At 32.6% G+C, this 21,312-nt stretch carries 13 protein-coding genes; 6 read left to right on the top strand and 7 right to left on the bottom strand.

What is annotated here, in order from left to right; genetic code table 11:
• Positions 1-51: 51 nt before the first annotated feature.
• Positions 52-633, top strand: a complete 582-nt coding sequence (locus ACFS5J_RS00725; protein WP_379809990.1) for a chalcone isomerase family protein — start codon at positions 52-54, stop codon at positions 631-633.
• Positions 634-701: 68 nt separating this feature from the next.
• Here the strand turns inward: ACFS5J_RS00725 and ACFS5J_RS00720 are convergent, their stop codons facing one another.
• Positions 702-1,322, bottom strand: coding sequence for an L-threonylcarbamoyladenylate synthase (locus ACFS5J_RS00720; protein ID WP_379809989.1), 621 nt, complete (start codon positions 1,320-1,322; stop codon positions 702-704).
• Positions 1,323-1,398: 76 nt separating this feature from the next.
• Positions 1,399-3,726 carry an ATP-dependent helicase gene (locus ACFS5J_RS00715; protein ID WP_379810198.1) on the bottom strand — a complete coding sequence of 776 codons (2,328 nt, stop codon included), beginning with the start codon at positions 3,724-3,726 and terminating at the stop codon, positions 1,399-1,401.
• 175 nt (positions 3,727-3,901) lie between these two features.
• Here ACFS5J_RS00715 and ACFS5J_RS00710 point away from each other — a divergent pair, with 175 nt between their 5' ends.
• Entirely contained in the window at positions 3,902-4,423 is a 522-nt protein-coding gene (locus ACFS5J_RS00710) for a DUF7935 family protein (protein WP_379809988.1), read from the top strand.
• A gap of 35 nt (positions 4,424-4,458) precedes the next feature.
• Here the strand turns inward: ACFS5J_RS00710 and ACFS5J_RS00705 are convergent, their stop codons facing one another.
• Genes ACFS5J_RS00705 through ACFS5J_RS00695 form a run of 3 tightly spaced genes read right to left on the bottom strand, consistent with a single transcriptional unit; the run spans position 4,459 to position 8,998 of the window.
• Positions 4,459-5,982 (bottom strand): T9SS type A sorting domain-containing protein, encoded by a 1,524-nt coding sequence (locus ACFS5J_RS00705; protein ID WP_379809987.1) that lies wholly within the window; start codon positions 5,980-5,982, stop codon positions 4,459-4,461.
• Positions 5,983-6,022: 40 nt separating this feature from the next.
• On the bottom strand, positions 6,023-6,931 hold the full coding sequence (locus tag ACFS5J_RS00700; RefSeq protein ID WP_379809986.1) for a patatin-like phospholipase family protein: 909 nt from the start codon (positions 6,929-6,931) through the stop codon (positions 6,023-6,025).
• Positions 6,932-8,998: a M1 family metallopeptidase gene (locus ACFS5J_RS00695; protein ID WP_379809985.1), complete on the bottom strand. Its 2,067-nt coding sequence runs from the start codon at positions 8,996-8,998 to the stop codon at positions 6,932-6,934.
• A gap of 88 nt (positions 8,999-9,086) precedes the next feature.
• Here ACFS5J_RS00695 and ACFS5J_RS00690 point away from each other — a divergent pair, with 88 nt between their 5' ends.
• From ACFS5J_RS00690 to pheT, 4 genes are all read left to right on the top strand, one after another.
• The gene (locus ACFS5J_RS00690; RefSeq protein WP_379809984.1) at positions 9,087-9,821 is read left to right on the top strand and encodes a Dph6-related ATP pyrophosphatase; all 735 of its coding nucleotides are present in this window, start codon (positions 9,087-9,089) and stop codon (positions 9,819-9,821) included.
• Positions 9,822-9,861: 40 nt separating this feature from the next.
• Positions 9,862-11,961 (top strand): ATP-dependent DNA helicase RecG, encoded by a 2,100-nt coding sequence (recG, locus tag ACFS5J_RS00685; RefSeq protein WP_379809983.1) that lies wholly within the window; start codon positions 9,862-9,864, stop codon positions 11,959-11,961.
• Between the two features lie 38 nt (positions 11,962-11,999).
• Positions 12,000-12,863, top strand: a complete 864-nt coding sequence (locus ACFS5J_RS00680; protein ID WP_379809982.1) for a bestrophin family protein — start codon at positions 12,000-12,002, stop codon at positions 12,861-12,863.
• 82 nt (positions 12,864-12,945) lie between these two features.
• Positions 12,946-15,375: a phenylalanine--tRNA ligase subunit beta gene (pheT, locus tag ACFS5J_RS00675; protein ID WP_379809981.1), complete on the top strand. Its 2,430-nt coding sequence runs from the start codon at positions 12,946-12,948 to the stop codon at positions 15,373-15,375.
• A gap of 76 nt (positions 15,376-15,451) precedes the next feature.
• On the opposite strand, the gene ACFS5J_RS00670 is transcribed toward pheT, so the two are convergent.
• A complete protein-coding gene (locus tag ACFS5J_RS00670) occupies positions 15,452-17,917 on the bottom strand; it encodes a DUF7619 domain-containing protein (protein ID WP_379809980.1) in 2,466 nt (821 codons plus the stop codon).
• A 257-nt stretch (positions 17,918-18,174) separates the two neighbouring features.
• Entirely contained in the window at positions 18,175-21,177 is a 3,003-nt protein-coding gene (locus tag ACFS5J_RS00665) for a DUF7619 domain-containing protein (protein WP_379809979.1), read from the bottom strand.
• Positions 21,178-21,312 lie beyond the last annotated feature (135 nt).

Genomic DNA, 21,312 nt, shown 5'->3' with positions numbered 1-21,312 from the left:
AGCTCTTTTTTTTTTACATTTACAATAAACAAACTTAACCTTAATTTAATCATGAAAAGATTTTTTTGCACAGCCCTAGTGCTATTCTTTGCACTTCAAACTTTTTCGCAAAGTACAATTGAAGTTGATGGTATCAGTATTCCAAAAACATTGAAGTTCAAAGATGGTAAAAGTAAAACCAAATTGAACCTAAACGGATACGGAATACGAGACAAAATGTGGATTAATCTTTATACACAAGCTTTGTATTTAGAAAACGAAACTGATGACGCGGAAAAAATTTTAAATTCCAATGAAACTATTGCTACTCGTTTATTCATAACCTCATCAATGGTTTCCAAAAAGAAATTAATTCAAGCAATTGAAGACGGTGTCCAGAAATCGTATCAAGGTGACATTTCTGCCGTTAGAGAACGTTTGGATAAATTCAAAGCTTTTTTTGAAAAAGAAATTACAAAAAATGGATTCCTTGACTTTGTGTATACGGCAAATGATGGTGTAACTTCTGTGTATGCCAATGAAGAGTTAATTGGAGAAATTGAAGGACAAGATTTTAGAAAAATGTTATTCGGTATTTGGCTTGAAGTAAATGCTGTTGACAAAACATTAAAAAAACGCTTATTAGGTGATTAAAAATCAATTAGAAAACAAAAAGCCAATTGTATATGAACAATTGGCTTTTTTATACTAATAAGCAAAGATTAAAAAATATCCAAGCTTCCTTTCCCTTCACGGATTACTTCAGGTTCATATCCCGATAAATCAATGATTGTTGAAGCTACATTGTCTCCATAACCACCGTCAATCACCAAATCGACCTTATTTTGCCACTTTTCGAAAATTAATTCTGGGTCGGTTGAATATTCCAATACCTCATCTTCATCATGTATCGAGGTTGAAACAATTGGATTACCCAACATAGCAACAATCTGCAATGCTATATTATTATTAGGTACACGAATACCTACCGTTTTCTTCTTACGAAATTCTTTAGGTAACTCATTATTCCCTGGTAAAATGAAAGTATATGGTCCAGGTAGTGCTCTTTTTAAAATTTTAAAAGTAGCGGTATCAATTTGCTTAATGTAATCCGAAATATTACTCAAATCAGAACAAACAAACGAAAAATTAGCTTTTTCAAGTTTAATCCCTTTAATTTTTGCAATACGTTCTAATGCTCTAGAATTAGTAATGTCACACCCTAAACCATAAACCGTGTCTGTCGGATAAATAATCAATCCTCCATTGCGTAAAACCTCAACTACTTTTTTAATAGCCGCTTCACTAGGTTTGTCTTCGTATATTCTAATAAATTCTGACATACATTTTGAGATTAGTACATAAAGATAAAGCAAATAAACCTAAACTATATTATTTTAAAGGTTATTTTTCTGACAATTAACCAATTACTTCCAATTTAGCAAATTTTAGCAGCAACTTTTTCAAACCACCTACATCAAACTTAATTTCTGCTTTTTTATCAGCTCCTATACCTTCAATACTCACTATTTGTCCTTTTCCAAATCGTTCATGCATAACCACATTACCCACTGTTAAATTGGTTTCAAACAAAGAACTTCCTTGTGTCTTTACACCCGAAACTGGTTTTAACTTGCGTAAATTAGGTTTAGGAACTTCTGCACTTAAATGTACTGGTGGTTTGCTCGCAATTGGTTTTGATAATCGCAATTTTGATTTATCGATGTCACCAAAAATATCAATATCCATCATTGGTTTGTAACGATAATTTCCAGTGTCTACAGGGTTTAAATAATCCAAATATTGATCGTTAATCTCTTCAATGAATCGTGAAGGTTCGCTATCGACTAGTTTACCCCAACGGTAACGCGATTGCGCATACGTCAAATACGCTTGATGTTCGGCACGGGTTAACGCTACGTAAAACAAACGGCGCTCCTCCTCTAGTTCACTTCGCGTATTCATACTCATTGCACTTGGGAACAAGTCTTCCTCCATTCCAACAATAAATACATGAGGGAATTCTAGACCTTTTGCCAAGTGAATAGTCATTAGCGCCACTCTATCATCATCACCTGTATCTTTGTCTAAATCAGTTGCCAATGCAACATCTTCTAAAAACTCAGCTAATGCACCACGAGCACCATCAACTTCTTTTTGACCTTCGGTAAAATCTTTAATACCGTTTAATAATTCTTCAATATTTTCAATTCGAGCAATGCCTTCAGGAGTTCCATCCTTTTTCAACTCTTGTACCAAACCTGTCTTTTTGGTAACATGTTCCGTTAAATAAAAGGCGTCTTGATTTTCATTGATAATTTGGAAACTTTTAATCATGGTTACAAAATCTTGTAACTTTGCTTTAGTTCCACTATTCAGTTTTAAATCAATTTTATCAATGTGTTCCATTACTTCGAAAATAGATCGCTTGTAATGATTAGCAGCAACAGTCAACTTTTCTATAGTAGTATTACCAATTCCTCTTGCAGGATAATTGATTACACGAATTAGAGCTTCTTCATCCTTTGGATTGATAACTAAACGCAAATAAGCTAAAACATCTTTTATTTCCTTTCTCTGATAGAAAGACAAACCGCCATAAATACGATACGGTATATCGCGTTTACGCAACGCATCTTCTATTGAACGTGATTGGGCATTGGTACGATATAAAACCGCGAAATTTCCATTTGGCAACTGATGTTGCATTTTCTGTTCAAAAATGGTAGAGGCTACAAAACGCCCCTCTTCACTGTCAGTTAAACTACGATGAACCTTGATCTTTGGACCTTCATCGTTTGCTGTCCAAACTACTTTATCAAGTTTGGTTTTATTTTTATCAATAACGTTATTCGCTGCTTCAACAATATTTCGAGACGAACGATAATTTTGTTCCAAACGATACATTTGAACGTTGTCATAATCTTTTTGAAAGTTCAAAATATTATTGATATTAGCACCACGAAACGCATAGATACTTTGCGCATCATCCCCTACCACACAAATGTTATGAAAACGATCTGATAACGCACGAACAATCAAATACTGAGAATGATTGGTATCTTGGTACTCATCAACCAAGATGTAACGAAAACGATCTTGATACTTTGCCAAAACATCTGGAAAGCGATTTAAAAGCTCATTGGTTTTCAAAAGTAAATCATCAAAATCCATAGCTCCGGATTTGAAACAACGCTCTACATAATGCTGATATATTTCTCCCATACGTGGCTTTTTACTCATCGCATCGGCCTCTTGCAAATCGGGATTATTAAAATAGGCTTTAACTGTAATTAAAGAGTTTTTATAAGATGAAATACGTCCCAAAACTTGTTTCGGCTTGTATACATCTTTATCCAATTGCATTTCTTTTATAATAGCACCAATTAAACGAACAGAATCCTGTGTATCGTAAATGGTAAAGTTTGATGGATATCCCAATTTATCAGCCTCAATACGTAATATCTTAGCAAAAATGGAGTGAAAGGTTCCCATCCAAAGGTTTTTAGCCTCATTATTTCCAACAATATCAGCAATACGAATTTTCATCTCACGAGCCGCCTTGTTGGTAAAGGTCAAGGCCAAAATATTAAACGCATCTACACCCTGACTCATTAAATTAGCTATACGAACGGTTAAAACTCTTGTTTTACCTGAACCTGCACCCGCAATTACAATCATAGGGCCATCTTTCTGTAAAACAGGCGCTTGTTGTGCTTCGTTTAATTGGGAAATTATATTTTGTATCACTTTACTTTCTTGATTTTATCTAATTTACAAAAATACATTACTAAAGGAGTTATTACAAATGAATTTATCAACTAAATTCAGTAGTTAGGGATAAGTAATGAGTTTCTTATTAAAGGTATTTGCTTTTTAAAATATTAGGCTTTACTTTGCGTTACCAATTATAAAAACAGTTATGGATTCTACTAAAATTATTGAACTTGCTTCTTATACATTGCCAGCCTTAATTACAGGAGGCGTCGCTTACTTTTTATTTCATTCTTTTTTCAAAAACGAAGAAAATAGAAGACGATTTGAACTTTTAAAAGAAAACCAAAAGCAGGCACTTCCTATTCGTTTGCAAGCGTATGAGCGTATGGTTTTATTATTAGAGCGTATTCATCCTGCGCAATTATTGTTACGAGTAGCACCAATAAGTGTTGATAAAAATGATTATGCTACTCTATTGATTCATACAATTCAAACGGAGTTTGAACACAATTTGACACAACAAGTGTATTTAACAGCAAATACTTGGGATGTAATTACAAAAGCTAAAAATTCAACCGTTCAAATGATACGTCAGAAATCAATTGAAGAAGATATTCCAAATGCTGAAAAATTACGTGAAGCTATTTTGATTGAGCTCACCGAAACTGAAGCTCCTAGCGCTATAGCAATTCACTATTTGAAAGAAGAACTTAAAAGAGTGTTTTAATAAAAAAATCCCAATCGAATGATTGGGATTTTTTATTATGCTTTTATAAATTTATAATTATAAACTTCTTTATCGCTATACAATTTAAGTATATAAATGTTGTTTTGAAAAGTTTTTAAGTCTATTCTGTCTAAAAATTCTTCGGAAAAATATAAAACTCTTCCATTTAAGTCTAAAACTTCAACTTTATCTATTAACTGATTTTCAGGGTTTGAAATATAAATAAAATCTTTTGTAGGATTTGGATATACTTTAAAATCATTTGAAGTAAATGCATTTGAAGATAAAATATCTAATTCAAATTTTACTAGCCAAAAATCATTCATTCCATTACTATCGGTAATAAGTCCGTTATTAGAACCCGTTTCACCAAAGACTACTAAATTTCCATCTTGATTTTTAATTAACCTTCTCCCTTGTTCATAATTAGAACCTCCAATTAATTTACTCCAAACAACATTTCCACTAGAATCAAATGCAAAAATTCCTATATCACTTTGTCCGTAACCGCCATTATTATGTGCGAATATAGTTCCACTTACATAAAAACTCCCATCTGGATTTACTATAACATCTTGAGCCCAATCTGAAAAAGCAAAACCAACACTTTTGTCCCAAATCAAATTACCTGAACTGTTTAACTTTAAAATCCAATAATCTCCTATTCCATTTTGAACTGTAACATCTCCATCATTTGATTGAGTAGCACCTACAACCAAAATATTTCCGTCGGCTAACTCTGCCATACTTGCCGCTGAATCTGTATTTGTACCTCCATAACTTTTTTGCCAAATAATAGTACCTGTAGTGTCAAATTTTACCAACCAATAATCACTCATACCATTATTCACAGTAATATCGCCATTTGTTGAAAAAGCATAACCACCTATTAAAAAATTACCATCACTTAACTGAATTATTTTTGGAACAGATTCAGCAGAACTTCCCCCAAAACATTTTTGCCACTCAATTGTACCCAAACTATCAAACTTCATTACTAAAAAATCGGAATTACCATGATTTCCAGAAACATCATTATTATTAGAAAAAGTACTTCCAACAGCTATAAAACCACCATCACTTGTTAAAATTACATCATTAAAAACATCTGCTCCGCCACCACCAACATTCTTTTGCCATTGCAAAACACCTAAATTATTCAGCTTAATTATCCAAGCATCAGAGTTTCCCTTATTAGATGTTAAATCTATATCATTTGAACTTGTATGACCAACAACAACATATCCTCCATCTGAAGTTGATTTTACTGCATAAGCTCTATCTATATTACTTCCTCCAAAATTATTTTGCCAAACTAAATTTCCTGTTGCATCAACTTTTGTGACCCAAAAATCTAAATCACCATTATTTGAAGTAATGTCTCCATCAGCCGATTCACTACTACCGGTTAAAATGTAGCCACCATCTAATGTTAAATCAATTCCATAGCCAATTTCATTCTGGTTCCCACCAAAACACTTTGCCCATTCAATATTAGGAGCTTGTGAAAATGAATGAATTGCTACAAATAATAAGAATAGTTGTAGAGTTTTTTTCATTTTATAAATATTTTTAAGAAAGTTACAAAAAGATATTTAATTATTCTTCATCAGGTATTTCTTGAGTGTCAACTTCTTTTGTTTTTGCATATTCATACCCCGATTGCCACCATTTTTTCATTTCTTCTTTTTTAAAAATCAAAGAATTGGTAGTTAATAAAGTGGGCGTATAATAAAAGTTTATCGTAGCATTCTTGAACTTGGCTTCGTATTTCCCTATTTTGATATTTTGATATTCAATACGGTCCATCATAAAAGTAAACAAATTGGTCAAAGCAGTAAATGGGCTTCGTGCTGGTAATCTATTGTACAACGGCGACTCTGTGTGCAAGATAATTGCATCGACATGAGTAGCGCCACGTTTTATAGCTTCTTCAATTGGTACCATAGCTGCAAAACCACCATCTGCGTACTCACATCCGTTTTTACGAACTAAAGACATAAATGGAATATAATTACAGGAAATCCAAATCCAGTCGCAAAAATCTTCATATTCAAAATCGTTAATCGACTTATACTCCACCGAATTCAAAGACAAGTTAGAAACAGTTACGATACTTTCTCTTTTACTTTGCTTCAACTTGTTAAACTCTTCTTCAGTAAAAAAGTTACCAATTAAAGTTCTAAGATTTTTACTCTCCCCAAATGTTTTATTCCCTCTTAAAAAATTTTTCAAAACATTGAAGTGGTTAATCAAGATGACATCCTCACCATAACGCTTTTTGATTTTAAAAGGACAATTGCTGAAAATACTATTTTGATTTACCGAGGTGTACGCTTCTTTAACTTTATCAACCATTTCTAATGCTAAATGCGAAACCAACAAACTACCTGTAGATGTACCAATATACAAATCATAATCCTTATGCAGATCTTGAATTAAATATTGCGCAACACCTCCAGCAAATGCGCCTTTACTTCCTCCTCCTGAAATAATTAGTGCCTTCATTTAGCGTGTTTCGTTTAAAAAAGTTGCAAATCGTTCTTTTTGAATTGTACTCATTTTAGGTTCTAAGTTTATTAGCATTTGGCGTTTTTCAGGATTGGAAAGTAAAACTCGTAAATTGTCTTTTCCAAATTTAACAAACTGCCATTTATGATGCAATGTTGCATCTATTAAACTCAAATATACTTGCTCGGATGGTATGTTCAAGCTTAAAATGGTTTTTATAGCCGCTTCTCTTACCATAGTTTCATATGGTAATTTCGTCATTTGTTCCAGTCCAAATATAGCTGCTATTTTATCTTGAGGGGCAATTCCTTTGGTTACAATTTTTAAGGTATAATTAGCAACTTTTAAATTGTAATTCAAACCTTCCCATTCATTGCTCGTTAATGCATAATAGTATTGGTCGTCTTTAAAATTTCGCCAAAGTTTAAACAATGCTATCTCTCTTGTAATATACGAATTATCTGCCAATAAAGTCTCAAATTCCTGTTGGAAATTTTGAGGAATGAAATCAACGGTTTCAGCTACAGCCTGTCTTACATGTACATCATTAGTTGCCATAGCTAATTCTATCAAACGTCTTTTGTTCTCAAAAGGGACCGTTCTGCATTGGTACAAAATTTCTTTCTTAGCTTGAAAAAAAACATCCGATTGCATAATTGTTTCAAAATAACTTTTCTTTTCTTCAAAAGCTACATTGTAATTGTTCAATATGGTGTAAAACTCATTCAAAAAACTATTAGAACTAATATACTTTTGGACCGCATTAAAATCAAAACCTGCAGTTTCCAACCACATCATTTTAAAAGTTTTGGTATCAAATTGTGATACTTTATTAATTTCTGCTAAAAAAGCATCGGTATCTGCCGTTTTATAAGCATACTTTTTCAAATAATTCTTTATTGCAGTTTTAAAATTATCCGCACCTACCTCACTTCTTAAAATATGCAATGCCCAAGCTCCTTTCTTATAAAAAGTTAATGAACTCGCTTTTTCATTTAACACTGGTACTTCTTCGTTTGCCTGAGAAAGTTGACGCGCCATATCCCAAAGCTGAAAGTAAAAATAATCATCACCATAAATCAATTGTTCGGCTAATAAAGCATAATATGTAGCAAAACCCTCTTGCAACCAATGATGCTTTCCTTCACGAGCTGTTACACAATCACCAAACCACTGATGCGCCAATTCGTGCGCATTTACATTTACGTAATTCTTATCGTTAAAACCGATCGAATCCACTACAAATTCCTGTGAAAAAATGGTAGCTGTAGTATTTTCCATACCAGCATATAAAAAATCACGAACCGGAACTTGACGGTATATATGCCAAGGAAAAGCTTCTCCAATTTCATTTTCTAAAAAATCAAAAATAACTTTAGAATATCGATACGTAGGTTCAAACTTAGCAACATCACTTTGGTCAATATAATATTCAAGCGGTATTCCTGATGCTGAAATCTCTCTCTCTTTATTAAAATGACCGATTGCTAACATTACCAAATAAGAAGACATAGGTTTATCCATTGTATATTTCCATGTCTTACTCCCATTTTGAACAATCGCCGACTCTAATTTACCATTTGACAAAACCGTGAAAATAGGATCATATTCAATTGCTAAATTAAAAATCACTTTTTCATTTACATCGTCAAAACTTGGCAGCCAATGACTGGTATATTTACCTTGTCCTTGCGACCATATTTGATAATCATCACCTTCACCTGTGAAATACAAAGCTTGTTTAGGTGTTGCTTTATAATGGAAAGTTAAAGTGTTTTTCCCCTTTTTGAAACCTTCAAAAAATTTTATTTCAGAGTTTGTAACTTTATAATTTACCGATTTACCATTTATTTTCACATTATCAAATTGCATGTTTATGGCATCAATACTAATTGTATCTTTTTTATTTTTCACCACAAAATCGTAAGTTACATCACCTGTAACAGACTTACTTTCAAAATGGGGATACAATTGGGCATTCAATGAAGTAAAATCAACATTTTCAATTTGCTGACTGTAGGAAATAAAACAAAAAAATAAAAGTAGGTACGTAAGTCGTTTCATATTGATAATTCTGATGTTTCCAAATTTACAAAGCTTTTAGAAAGTTTGAAGCATAATTTGTAAGTTTACTCCAAAATTGTACCCCAAAATGAAAAAGAAAGCACTTTTTAACTGGAGTAGTGGTAAAGATTCAGCACTTGCATTATACAAAACCTTACATAATCCTAATTTTGAAATTGTTACCCTCTTAACAAGCGTAAGCGAACAATACCAACGCATTTCAATGCATGGCGTAAGAGTAGAATTACTAGACCAACAAGCCAGAAGTCTCGGAATTCCACTTACTAAAATGATGATTCCAGAAATGCCAACTATGGAAGTTTATGAAAATGTAATGCGTACAACCTTAACAAATTTAAAAGAACAAGGCGTCACACATTCAATTTTCGGTGATATCTTCCTAGAAGACCTACGCATGTATCGCGAAAACAAATTGAAAGAAATGGGCTTTGAAGGTGAATTTCCACTTTGGAAAGAAGATACGAAAGCGCTAATTGAAGAGTTTTTATCTTTAGGTTTTAAAACAATTGTGACTTGTGTTAACGAAAAGTTTTTAGACAAAAGCTTTGTAGGGAGAATAATTGATCAACAATTCATTGCTGATTTACCTGACAATGTTGATGTATGCGGTGAAAATGGTGAATTTCACACTTTTACTTTTGATGGCCCTATTTTTGACAAGCCTATAGCTTTTGAAATTGGTGAAATTGTACATCGAAAATATGAAAAACCAAAAGGTACTTCAACTTCTAATACTGCTTGTGATACCGATGATACCCCATCTGAATTTGGTTTTTGGTATTGCGATTTAATTCCGAAATAATTTCTATTTTTACTTTTAGAATATAATTGCCATCCAAAAAATGAATCTACTTGAGACTCCTATTGAATATCTAAAAGGCGTAGGTCCCCAACGTGGTGACCTGCTTCGTAAGGAGTTGAACATTCATAAATACGGTGATTTACTGAATTTATACCCCAATCGTTATATAGACAGAACCCGCTATTACAAAATCAACCAATTGGTTAATAGCAACTCTGAAGTACAAGTAGTTGGTAAAATTGTCAATATCAAAACGGTTGAACAAAAACGTGGAAAACGTTTAGTAGCAACCTTTGTTGACGATACAGGACAAATGGAATTGGTGTGGTTTCAAGGCCATAAATGGATTAAAGAAAGCTTAAAAATAAACGTAGTTTACGTTATTTTTGGAAAAGTAACGCAATTCGGTGCAGTATTCAACATGGCCCATCCTGAAATGGAATTGCTAGAAGAGCACAAAGCTAGTTTACGTTCGGCTATGCAACCGGTATATCCAAGCACTGAGAAACTAACCAATAAAGGAATTTCAAATCGTGTCATCAACAAAATGATGCAACAATTATTTGTTGAAACCCAAGCTTTATTCTCAGAAACACTACCTTCCTATTTGGTAGAAGAATTGAAGTTAATTCCTAAAAATGCGGCCATATTCAATGTGCATTTTCCTAAAAATCAAGAATTACTTTCCAAGGCACAATTTCGATTAAAATTTGAAGAGTTATTCTTTATCCAACTGCAATTAATAACCAAAAACTTAATTCGAAAACATAAAATTAAAGGCCATCCATTTGAAATAGTGGGTGATAATTTTAATAATTTCTATAAAAATCACCTTCCTTTTGAATTGACCAATGCACAAAAGAGAGTTATCAAAGAAATTCGAAATGATTTGGGTAGTAATGCCCAAATGAACCGCTTATTGCAAGGAGATGTAGGTTCTGGAAAAACCATTGTAGCCTTACTATCAATGCTGATTTCAAAGGATAACGGTTTTCAAAGTTGTTTGATGGCACCAACAGAAATTTTGGCCAACCAGCATTTCATGGGGCTTTCTGATCTTGCGAAAAATCTCGATATCAATATTAAAATACTTACGGGTTCTACCAAAACCGCTGAACGAAAAATCATTCATGAAGAACTTGAAAATGGCAGCTTGGATATCTTAATTGGTACCCACGCTTTACTTGAAGACAAAGTAGTTTTTCATAATTTGGGACTTGCTATTATTGACGAACAACATCGCTTTGGAGTAGAACAACGCAGTAAACTTTGGAAGAAAAATGAAATCCCGCCACACGTTTTGGTCATGACAGCTACTCCTATTCCGAGAACGTTGGCGATGAGTTTGTATGGCGATTTAGATGTTTCGGTAATTGATGAACTTCCTCCTGGAAGAAAACCCATTCAAACAGTACATCGTTATGATAGCAACCGATTAAAAGTTTGGAAATTTTTAAAAGATGAAATTGCCAAAGGACGCCAAGTGTATGTTGTATATCCGTTGATTCAAGAATCTGAAAAAATGGATTACAAAGATTTAATGGATGGCTACGAAAGTATTTCAAGAGATTTTCCACTACCACAATATTCAATTTCTATCGTGCACGGGCAAATGAAACCCGCAGATAAAGACGAAGAGATGCGTCGTTTTGCAGAAGGGAAAACCAATATTATGGTGGCCACTACTGTGATTGAGGTAGGTGTAAATGTTCCTAATGCTTCTGTAATGGTAATTGAAAGTGCCGAGCGTTTTGGTTTATCGCAATTGCATCAGCTTCGTGGACGTGTAGGCCGTGGTGCCGAGCAGAGTTATTGCATCTTGATGACCGGTCATAAACTAAGCAACGATAGTAAAGTTCGAATGGAAACCATGGTTAAAACTAACGATGGTTTCGAAATTTCAGAAGTGGATTTAAAACTACGCGGACCAGGAGATATTATGGGAAAACAACAAAGTGGTGTACTCAATTTACAAATAGCCGACCTAGTAAAAGACCGAGAAATTCTACAACTTGCACGTCATCATGCTGTAAAAATACTTAAAGATGACGCTCCGATGGAAAAACCGGAACACAAAAAAATGCGAGAGGTTTTTATTGAAATCAGTAAGAAAAAGACAATTTGGAATTATATTAGCTAAAAGCTACTCTCATTTAAACTAAATTTTGACAATATAAAATGATACAATACAACCCAAAAGACTGGATTACATTTATTTTTCGCTTTCATAAATCGGATACTTTTCGTCAATTGATTCCAATGATGCTTACTATCGGATTGTACTCATATGGAGTTGCCTACTTGGAAATTGAATATTGGAAACTTAGCGATAATCATCACTTGAAAAACTTAACAATCATGCATGGTTTGGTAAGTTTTGTTATTTCGCTTTTATTGGTTTTCCGTACTAATACAGCCTACGACCGTTGGTGGGAAGGACGCAAACATTGGGGTGCTTTGGTAAACAACAGTCGCAATTTAGCATTGAAATTATCCGCTTATCTTAAAGATGAAAATGATCGTGTTTACTTTCGAAAATTAATTCCGAGTTATGCTTCAATGTTACAAAAACACTTAACGGATGAAGAAACAGCATTAATGCTTATTGAAGGTCTTGATTTGGAAATTGACCACCACAAACACCGCCCAAACCAAATTGCGAAGATGCTTTTTCAAAAAGCGAATGCTTTGTACACTTCCAATAAAATTACAGGGGATCAGTTTATCATCATCAATGCAGAATTGCAATCTTTTACCGACATCTGTGGCGCATGCGAGCGTATCAAAAACACGCCTATCCCTTATTCTTACAGCTCATTCATCAAAAAGTTTATTTTCATTTATATCATGACATTACCATTTGGTTATGTATTTAGTCTAGGCTACTATACCATTCCTGTTGTGGTGTTCATTTTTTATGTATTGGCGAGTTTAGAACTTATTGCAGAAGAAATTGAAGATCCTTTTGGTCAAGATGCCAACGATTTACCTACTGCAAAAATTGCTGCTAATATTAAAAAACATGTTGAAGAAATTATTTAAAGTACCTTTTCAAAATTTATAATTTCACATTTCTATTTAAAAATTTAAAAAGTATCTTTGCAATCTTAAAATTCGATACAAAATGCGTATTTCATACAATTGGTTAAAACAATTTATTAAAATAGAAAAAAGTTCAGAAGAAACAGCCGATTTACTCACCGACTTAGGTTTGGAAGTAGAAGGTGTAGACAAATTTGAAAGTTTAAAAGGAGGATTAGAAGGTGTTGTTGTAGGACATGTACTTACTTGTGAAAAACATCCTGATGCAGATCGATTAAGAATAACTACAGTTGATTTGGGCGATGGTAATCCACCGGTACAAATTGTTTGTGGTGCTCCTAATGTAGCGGCTGGTCAAAAAGTACCTGTTGCAACAATTGGAACAAAATTGTATGATAAAGAAGGAAACGCTTTTGAAATCAAAAAAGGTAAAATCCGCGGGCAAGAAAGTCACGGAATGATTTGTGCTGAAGACGAATTAGGCATTGGAGAAAGTCATGACGGAATTTTGGTTTTAGACGACCAACTTAAACCAGGTACGCTTGCAAAAGATATCTTTGACATTGAAGTAGACGAGGTTTTCGAAATCGGACTTACACCAAACCGTGCCGACGCTATGAGTCACTTTGGTGTAGCACGTGATTTAAAAGCCGGATTAGCACATAAAGACAAGCATTTCGAATTAATAACACCTTCTGTTAGTAATTTTAGAGTTGACAAACGTACTCTAAAAATTGACGTTGCTATCGAAGATGAAAAATTAGCACCACGTTATTGTGGGGTTACTATTTCGGGAATTACAGTTAGACAATCGCCTTCTTGGTTACAAAACCGATTAAAAGCTATTGGGTTAACGCCTAAAAACAATATTGTGGATGTTACCAATTACGTTTTACACGAATTGGGTCAACCGCTACACGCTTTTGATGCCAACCAAATCAAAGGAAACAAAGTAATTGTTAAAACGGTAGCAGCGGGCACAAAATTCACTACACTTGACGATGTAGAACGTACTCTAGATGCTGAGGATTTAATGATTTGTCACGCTGAAGGACCTATGTGCATTGCTGGGGTTTTTGGTGGTAAAGATTCTGGGGTTACAGAAAACACTCAAACTATTTTCTTAGAAAGTGCTTATTTCAACCCTGTTTCGATACGTAAAACAGCAAAAAGACATGCTTTAAACACCGATGCTTCTTTCCGTTTTGAAAGAGGAATCGACCCAAATATTACTGAATACGCTTTAAAACGTGCTGCTTTATTGATTCAAGAAGTAGCAGGAGGTGAAATTACTTCTGATATTGTTGATATCTATCCTAAAAAGGTTGAAGACTTTCAAGTTTTCTTAAATTTCAACAATGTAAAAAGAGTTATTGGTGAAGATTTACCAAAAGAAACAATCAAGAAAATTTTAGTAGCACTTGACATTAAAGTGAACAATGTAACTGAAGCCGGTTTAGGCTTGGTTATTCCTTCTTACCGCGTAGATGTACAACGTGAAATTGATGTTATTGAAGATATTTTAAGAGTGTATGGCTATAACAACATTGCCATTCCTACAAAATTGAACGCTACTATTGCCAATGTTTCACGTACTGAAGAATACAAAATTCAAAATATTGTTGCCAATCAATTGTGCGCCTTAGGCTTTAATGAAATGATGGCCAATTCATTGACAACACCCGATTACTCAAAACTTTCAGAAAACATTAAAGACGATTTTAACGTATTAATGTTAAATCCTTTGAGTAACGATTTATCGGCTATGCGCCAATCAATGTTGTTCTCTGGATTAGAAGCAATTTCATTTAACACCAATCGTAGACGTAGTGATTTGAAGCTTTTCGAATTTGGTAAAACGTATCACAAGTTACCGTCTGGATTTGAAGAAAACAAGCATTTAACAATGTTTGTGTGTGGAAATAGAAACGACGAAAACTGGAACCAAGCACAACAAAAATCAGATTTCTTTTTATTCAAAGGCTATATCAACAGTATTTTTTCACGTTTAGGTTTGGATACAAAATTAACAAATTTACCACTTGAAAATGATGTTTTTGCAGAAGGAGTTGCTCTAGCTATTGGAAAAGAAATTGTTGTAGAGTTCGGAACGGTTAAAAAGAATATTTTGAAACACTTCGACATCAAACAAGAAGTTTTATACGCTGATTTTGCTTGGGCTCGCATTCAAAAATACATTTCAAACAAACTGAAATTTACAGATATTCCAAAATATCCAGAAGTACGCAGAGATTTAGCTTTATTATTAGACGATACTGTTTCATTTGAACAATTATTCAAATTAGCAAAACAAACCGAGAAAAAACTATTAAAAGACGTAAATCTGTTTGATGTTTACCAAGGTAATAACTTACCAGAAGGTAAAAAATCATATGCCGTAAGTTTCACCATTCAAGATGACAACAAGACCTTGAATGATAAGGAAATTGAAAAAATCATGACAAAATTACAAACCAATTTCGAAAAAGAGTTGGGTGCAACTTTACGATAATCACATACATTACTCCAATAAAAAAACTCCCGCTATGAAATCGGGAGTTTTTTGTTTAACCAAATCTGAATTACAATTATTGTTTAATAAACTTTGCACTTGTACTACCGTTATCGGTATTGATTTTAATGAAGTACGCACCACTTTCTAAACTTGATACATCAACTGTTGTACTAGCATTTGGCATTGCCAAAACCAATTGCCCTACTACATTGTAAATTTCAATTGATTGAATGGCAATGTCATTTTTAGCTTGCAAGTTCAACACCGCTTTCGCAGGGTTTGGATATAAGGCAAATGCCGTATCAAATTCAAAACTTTGTGCATTCAACACTTGATACGTTGAAGTAGCGGTATTGGTAACAATAGGATAGTTGTAATCAAAATATATTTTTGCCGTATTGCTAATGGTACTGTTAACCGTTAAAGTAGACAACGTTTTGATTTTAAAAGCTATATAACCATCATTAGTTGCATCATCAAAATCTAGGTTGATGTTTTCAAAAACAAACTCTACTTTGTTGCCGTTGATACGGGTGTAGAACTCATGACTTCCACTTAAAGGTACTAACGTTGCAATATCAAATTGCGTAGGGTCGATATCATCACGTACAACAATATTTTCGGCTGGGTAGGTACCGGTATTTTCAAAACGAATCATATAATGTACATACTCCCCTATCATTGATGGATTAATAGTTTCCCCTTCCAAACACGTTTTATCATTAGGATCGTAAGAACCAACCACCGTTTGATTCAAAGTTACAGTATTATCAGCTGGTGTTTCATCGGTATTTTGAGTAGTTATAGTGGCGGTGTATACCAAAATATCCCCATTGTTAACCGCTGGGGTTTCCATAGGTGAATTCACATTAAATGCTATTGTAATTGCTCTCGATTCAAAAGGTTGTAAACTGGTATAATTCCAAGTATAACTATTGATTGCCGAATTACTATAAACAGGATTTGATTGTATATAATCCAAAACTGAATCGTCATACGTAAACGTAATACTTCCATTTTCCACTTCTGTTCCTTTGTTACGGAAAATTAACTTGTATGAGGTATCAAAACCTGGACGCGCAGGAGTAGTTGGAATTAATGCAATTTCTACATCGGAATGCACGCCTGTTTTTGTTACACAAAAATCTTGAGTGAACGGACTTGCTTGCGTAGGAAAATTAACGGTTACACTTGAAGGTGAAATCGTAAAATACGTTGGATTCTCCAACACCGGATTTATAGTATAAGTACCCTGTTGCACATCATAAAAATAACTACCCGTTACATCAGCTATTAAACCTCCCACAGTTGTACCATTACTGATATCCAATTTTAAATTTGCAAAATTAATATCACCAGCATCACACCCATTGGTATTAAAATCATAACGATTGTTACCTTCAATGGTATAATAATTGCCTCCTGGAGTAAACGAGCAATAACTGTTAACATGACAGGTAGTATTTAATCCATATTGATTTATCATATTTTGAATCAAGGAAATATCTTCTACATCAACACAAATATATTGAAGATTAGGATTACCAGAAAAATAAAAATTAGACCAATTAGTATTACCATTTTTTAAATTTAAACTTATCAGCTGATTCGAACTACATCCAAAATTTTCTAAAATTGGCAATCCAGAAACATCTAAACTTGTCAATTGATTACTAGTACAATAAAAACTTTCTAAGTTTAACAATCCTGTTACATCTAAACTACTTATCTGATTATCAGTACAGCTAAAATATTCTAAATTTGTCAAACTAGAAACATCTAAACTAGAAAGTTGGTTTGACAAACATGTCAAAAAATTTAAATTTGGCACTCCTGAAAGATCTAAACTTTGCAATTGATTTAATGTACAATCTAAATGCTGTAAATTTGTTGCTCCTGTGAGGTTTAAATTCGTTAACTGATTATTATTACATGATAAATATATCAAATTAGTATTCCCTGAAACATCCAAATTAGTCAATTGAGCATGACCACACTGTAGCCTTTTCAAATTATTCAAACCTGAAACATTTAAATTAGTTAATTGGCTATTGCTACTATTGTATGGGTAAATGCTACTAATGTATAAGTATTCCAAATTAATATTTTGAGTAACATCAAGAGTAGTTGTATTTCTTCCACATATTAGATATTTCAAATTTACCAATCCAGATATATTCGATGTTAATAATTGGCTATCATAAGGACATTTTAAAACTTGTAAATTAACAAACATTTCAAGCCCCGTAAAATCAGCAATAGTTAAACTTGTACTAATTAAATTTAAATACTTAACATTAAATGCTTCCGATACTTGAATTTCTCCATCACCATTAGTATCAATAACATGATAATTTGAAACAACCGATGAAGCCCCTGTTAAACTAATATTTAAAATAGGTGTTTCAGTTGACGCAATCTGATTACTTGAATTAGCATTTAATAATTTTGCTTTAAAATTGGCATCAGGTATGTTTACAATTTGTGCTTGAGCAACTAGCCCCAACACTAAAAAAGCTAAAAAATAAAGTTTTTGCATAAGATTGTTTTTTATTACAATACTAATTTAACTTACTATTTCACAAAAACATATAGTGATTTAGTAAACGAGCCTTTTGAATTAGAATTCGATTTTTTATAGACGATAATAACAGTAGAAACCTACTTGAAATCCAATACTTACAATGTCCATTTCAACTCATTTTCATAAAACAAAACACATAACGTATAACACCTTAAATAAAAAACTCCCGATATGAAATCGGGAGTTTTTGTATAACCAAATCCGAATTACAATTATTGTTTAATAAACTTTGTACTTGTACTACCGTTATCGGTATTGATTTTAATGAAGTAAGAACCACTTTCTAAACTCGATACATCTACTGTTGAACTAGCATTTGGTAATGCTAAAACTAACTGCCCTACTACATTGTAAATTTCAATTGATTGAATGGCGATACCGTTTTTAGCTTGCAAGTTCAACACCTCTTTCACAGGGTTTGGATATAATGTAAATGCCGAATCAAATTCAAAACTTTGAACATTCAACACTTGATACGTTGACGTTGCGGTATTGGTAACAATTGGATAGTTATAATCAAAATATATTTTAGCCGTATTGCTAATCGTACTATTCACTGTTAAAGTTGACAACGTTTTGATTTTAAAGGCAACGTAACCATCATTGGTTGCATCATCAAAATCTAGGTTGATGTTCTCAAAAATGAACTCTACTTTATTACCATTGATACGGGTGTAAAACTCATGACTACCACTTAACGGAATTAATGTATTTATATCAAATTTTGTTGGGTCAATGTCATCTCGTACTACAATATTTTCCGCTGGATACGTTCCCGTATTCTCAAAACGAATCATATAATGTACATACTCCCCTATCATTGATGGATTAATAGTTTCCCCTTCCAAACAGGTTTTATCATTAGGATCGTATGAACCAACCACCGTTTGATTTAAAGTTGTGGTATTATCCGTAGGAGTTTCATCAGTATTTTGAGTAGTTATAGTGGCGGTGTACACCAAAATATCCCCATTATTAACCGCTGGGGTTTCCATAGGTGAATTCACATTAAATGCTATTGTAATTGCTCCCGATTCAAAAGGTTGCAAATTGGTATAATTCCAAGTAAAACTATTGGTTGCCGAGCTACTATAAACAGGATTCGATTGTATATAATCCAAAACTGAATCGTCATACGTTAAGGTAACGCTACCACTTTCAATTTCTGTTCCTTTGTTTCGGAAAATTAGTTCATATGTTGCATCAAAACCAGGACGCGCAGGAGTAGTTGGAATTAATGCAATTTCTACATCGGAATGCACACCAGTTTTTGTTACACAAAAATCTTGCATAAAAGGGCTTGCTTGCGTAGGGAAATTAACTGTAACTGATGTAGGAGCTATATTAAAATAAGTTGGATTCTCTAAAACAGGATTTATAGTATAATTCCCCTGTTGCACATCGTAAAAATAACTACCCGTTCCATCAGCTATTAAACCTCCTACAGTTGTACCATTACTGATATCTAATTTTAAATTTGCAAAATTAATATCACCAGCATCACACCCATTAGTATTAAAATCATAGCGATTGTTTCCTTCAATGCTATAAAAAGTACCGCCTGGAGTAAACGAACAATAACTATTGACATGACATGTAGTATTTAATCCGTACTGATTAATTTTATTTTGCACCATATTAATATCTTCATCATCCACACATACATACTCTATATTAGGATTATTTGAGAAATTTATATTTACCCAATTACTATTAGTATTCTTCGCAAAAATGCTTATTAATTGATTATCATTACAAGCTAATGCCTCTAAATTAGTATTTTGAGAAACATCTATACTTACTAATTGATTATAACTACAAGCTAATGTCTCTAAATTAGCGTTTTGAGAAACATCTAAACTTGTTAGTTGATTATAACTACAAGTCAAATGAGTTAGAGCTGTATTTTGAGTAACATCTAAACTTGATAAATTATTTCCATTACAAATTAAATGAGTTAGAGCAGTATTTTGAGAAACATCTAAATTTGTTAATTGATTACTAAAACAACTGAAATATTCTAAATTAGATAAATTCGATACATCTATACTTGCTAATTGATTACTTGAGCAATACAATATTTCTAAAGCTAAATTTTGAGAAACATCTAAACTAGTCAATTGACTATTAGTACAACTTAAGTATGTCAATAATGTGTTTTGAGAAACATTTAAACTTCCTGATGATATTTTACACGATAAATAAGTGAGAGCAGTATTTTGAGTAACATCTAAACTTGTCAATTGATTATCATAGCAGGATAAACTAGTTAATCCTGTATTTTGGGAAACATCTAAACTTGTCAATTGATTATTATAACAGTATAATCCTGTTAAACCTGTATTTTGGGAAACATTTAAACTGGTTAATTGATTAATACTGCAACCTAAAACTGTTAATGCTATATTTTGGGAAACATCTAAACTTGTTAATTGATTATCATTACAAGTTAAATTAGTTAACGCTGCATTTTGAGTAACATCTAAACTTGTTAATTGATTATTATAGCAGGATAACCTTGTTAACCCTGTACTTTGAGAAATATTTAAACTTGTTAATTGATTATAGCCACAATACAATTCAGTTAACGCATTATTTGAGGAAAAATTTAAACTTGTAAGTTGATTATTTTTACAGTACAAAATAGCTAATACATTATTTGAAGAAAGATTTAAACTCGTCAATTGATTATTATCACAGTACAAATTAGTTAATACATTATTTGAAGAAAGATCTAAACTCGTCAGTTGATTATTACTGCAACTCAAGGTTTTCAGCAATGGACATTGGCTAACATTTATACTCGATACTTGACTGTTATTACAATTCAAAAATTCTAATGCTGTATTCTGTGAAAAATCTAAATTATTTAAATTGTTAGATGCGCATTTCAAATAAATTAAATTAGTAAATGCTTCAATACCTGTTAAATCATATATAGTTGCTAAAGTTAAATTTTTATAAACATCTAAATATTTAATAGCCTGTGCTTCTGACACTTGAATTTCACCATCATTATTAGTATCAATTTTATGATAATTAGTAACATAATTATTACTATTTGAGTTATAAATTGGTATTTCTGTTGAGGCAATATTACTATTAGGACTTGCACTTAGTAGTCTTGCTTTAAAAGCAGGGTCTGGAATATTTACAATTTGTGCTTGGGCTACAAACCCCATTACAAAAAGGAATAAAAAATAAAGTTTTTTCATATAGTCTAGATATTTATAATTCAATACAAAATATTACAAAATACTTTAAAAAAAGATAACAAATTAGAATTCGATAGGTTTGAATTAGAATTCGATTAAATTTAATTAAAAAACAACCTTTATTTACTTATTTTT

The organism is Flavobacterium chuncheonense (assembly GCF_042686145.1).
Taxonomy (GTDB): Bacteria; Bacteroidota; Bacteroidia; order Flavobacteriales; family Flavobacteriaceae; genus Flavobacterium; species Flavobacterium chuncheonense.
This window is presented reverse-complemented; position numbering and strand designations above follow the sequence as displayed.

Coding starts and splice junctions, on each gene's coding strand:
- ACFS5J_RS00725 (WP_379809990.1), top strand. CDS start 52: ATGAAAAGATTTTTTTGCACAGCCCTAGTGCTATTCTTTGCACTTCAA.
- ACFS5J_RS00720 (WP_379809989.1), bottom strand. CDS start 1,322: ATGTCAGAATTTATTAGAATATACGAAGACAAACCTAGTGAAGCGGCT.
- ACFS5J_RS00710 (WP_379809988.1), top strand. CDS start 3,902: ATGGATTCTACTAAAATTATTGAACTTGCTTCTTATACATTGCCAGCC.
- ACFS5J_RS00705 (WP_379809987.1), bottom strand. CDS start 5,982: ATGAAAAAAACTCTACAACTATTCTTATTATTTGTAGCAATTCATTCA.
- ACFS5J_RS00700 (WP_379809986.1), bottom strand. CDS start 6,931: ATGAAGGCACTAATTATTTCAGGAGGAGGAAGTAAAGGCGCATTTGCT.
- ACFS5J_RS00695 (WP_379809985.1), bottom strand. CDS start 8,998: ATGAAACGACTTACGTACCTACTTTTATTTTTTTGTTTTATTTCCTAC.
- ACFS5J_RS00690 (WP_379809984.1), top strand. CDS start 9,087: ATGAAAAAGAAAGCACTTTTTAACTGGAGTAGTGGTAAAGATTCAGCA.
- recG (WP_379809983.1), top strand. CDS start 9,862: ATGAATCTACTTGAGACTCCTATTGAATATCTAAAAGGCGTAGGTCCC.
- ACFS5J_RS00680 (WP_379809982.1), top strand. CDS start 12,000: ATGATACAATACAACCCAAAAGACTGGATTACATTTATTTTTCGCTTT.
- pheT (WP_379809981.1), top strand. CDS start 12,946: ATGCGTATTTCATACAATTGGTTAAAACAATTTATTAAAATAGAAAAA.
- ACFS5J_RS00670 (WP_379809980.1), bottom strand. CDS start 17,917: ATGCAAAAACTTTATTTTTTAGCTTTTTTAGTGTTGGGGCTAGTTGCT.
- ACFS5J_RS00665 (WP_379809979.1), bottom strand. CDS start 21,177: ATGAAAAAACTTTATTTTTTATTCCTTTTTGTAATGGGGTTTGTAGCC.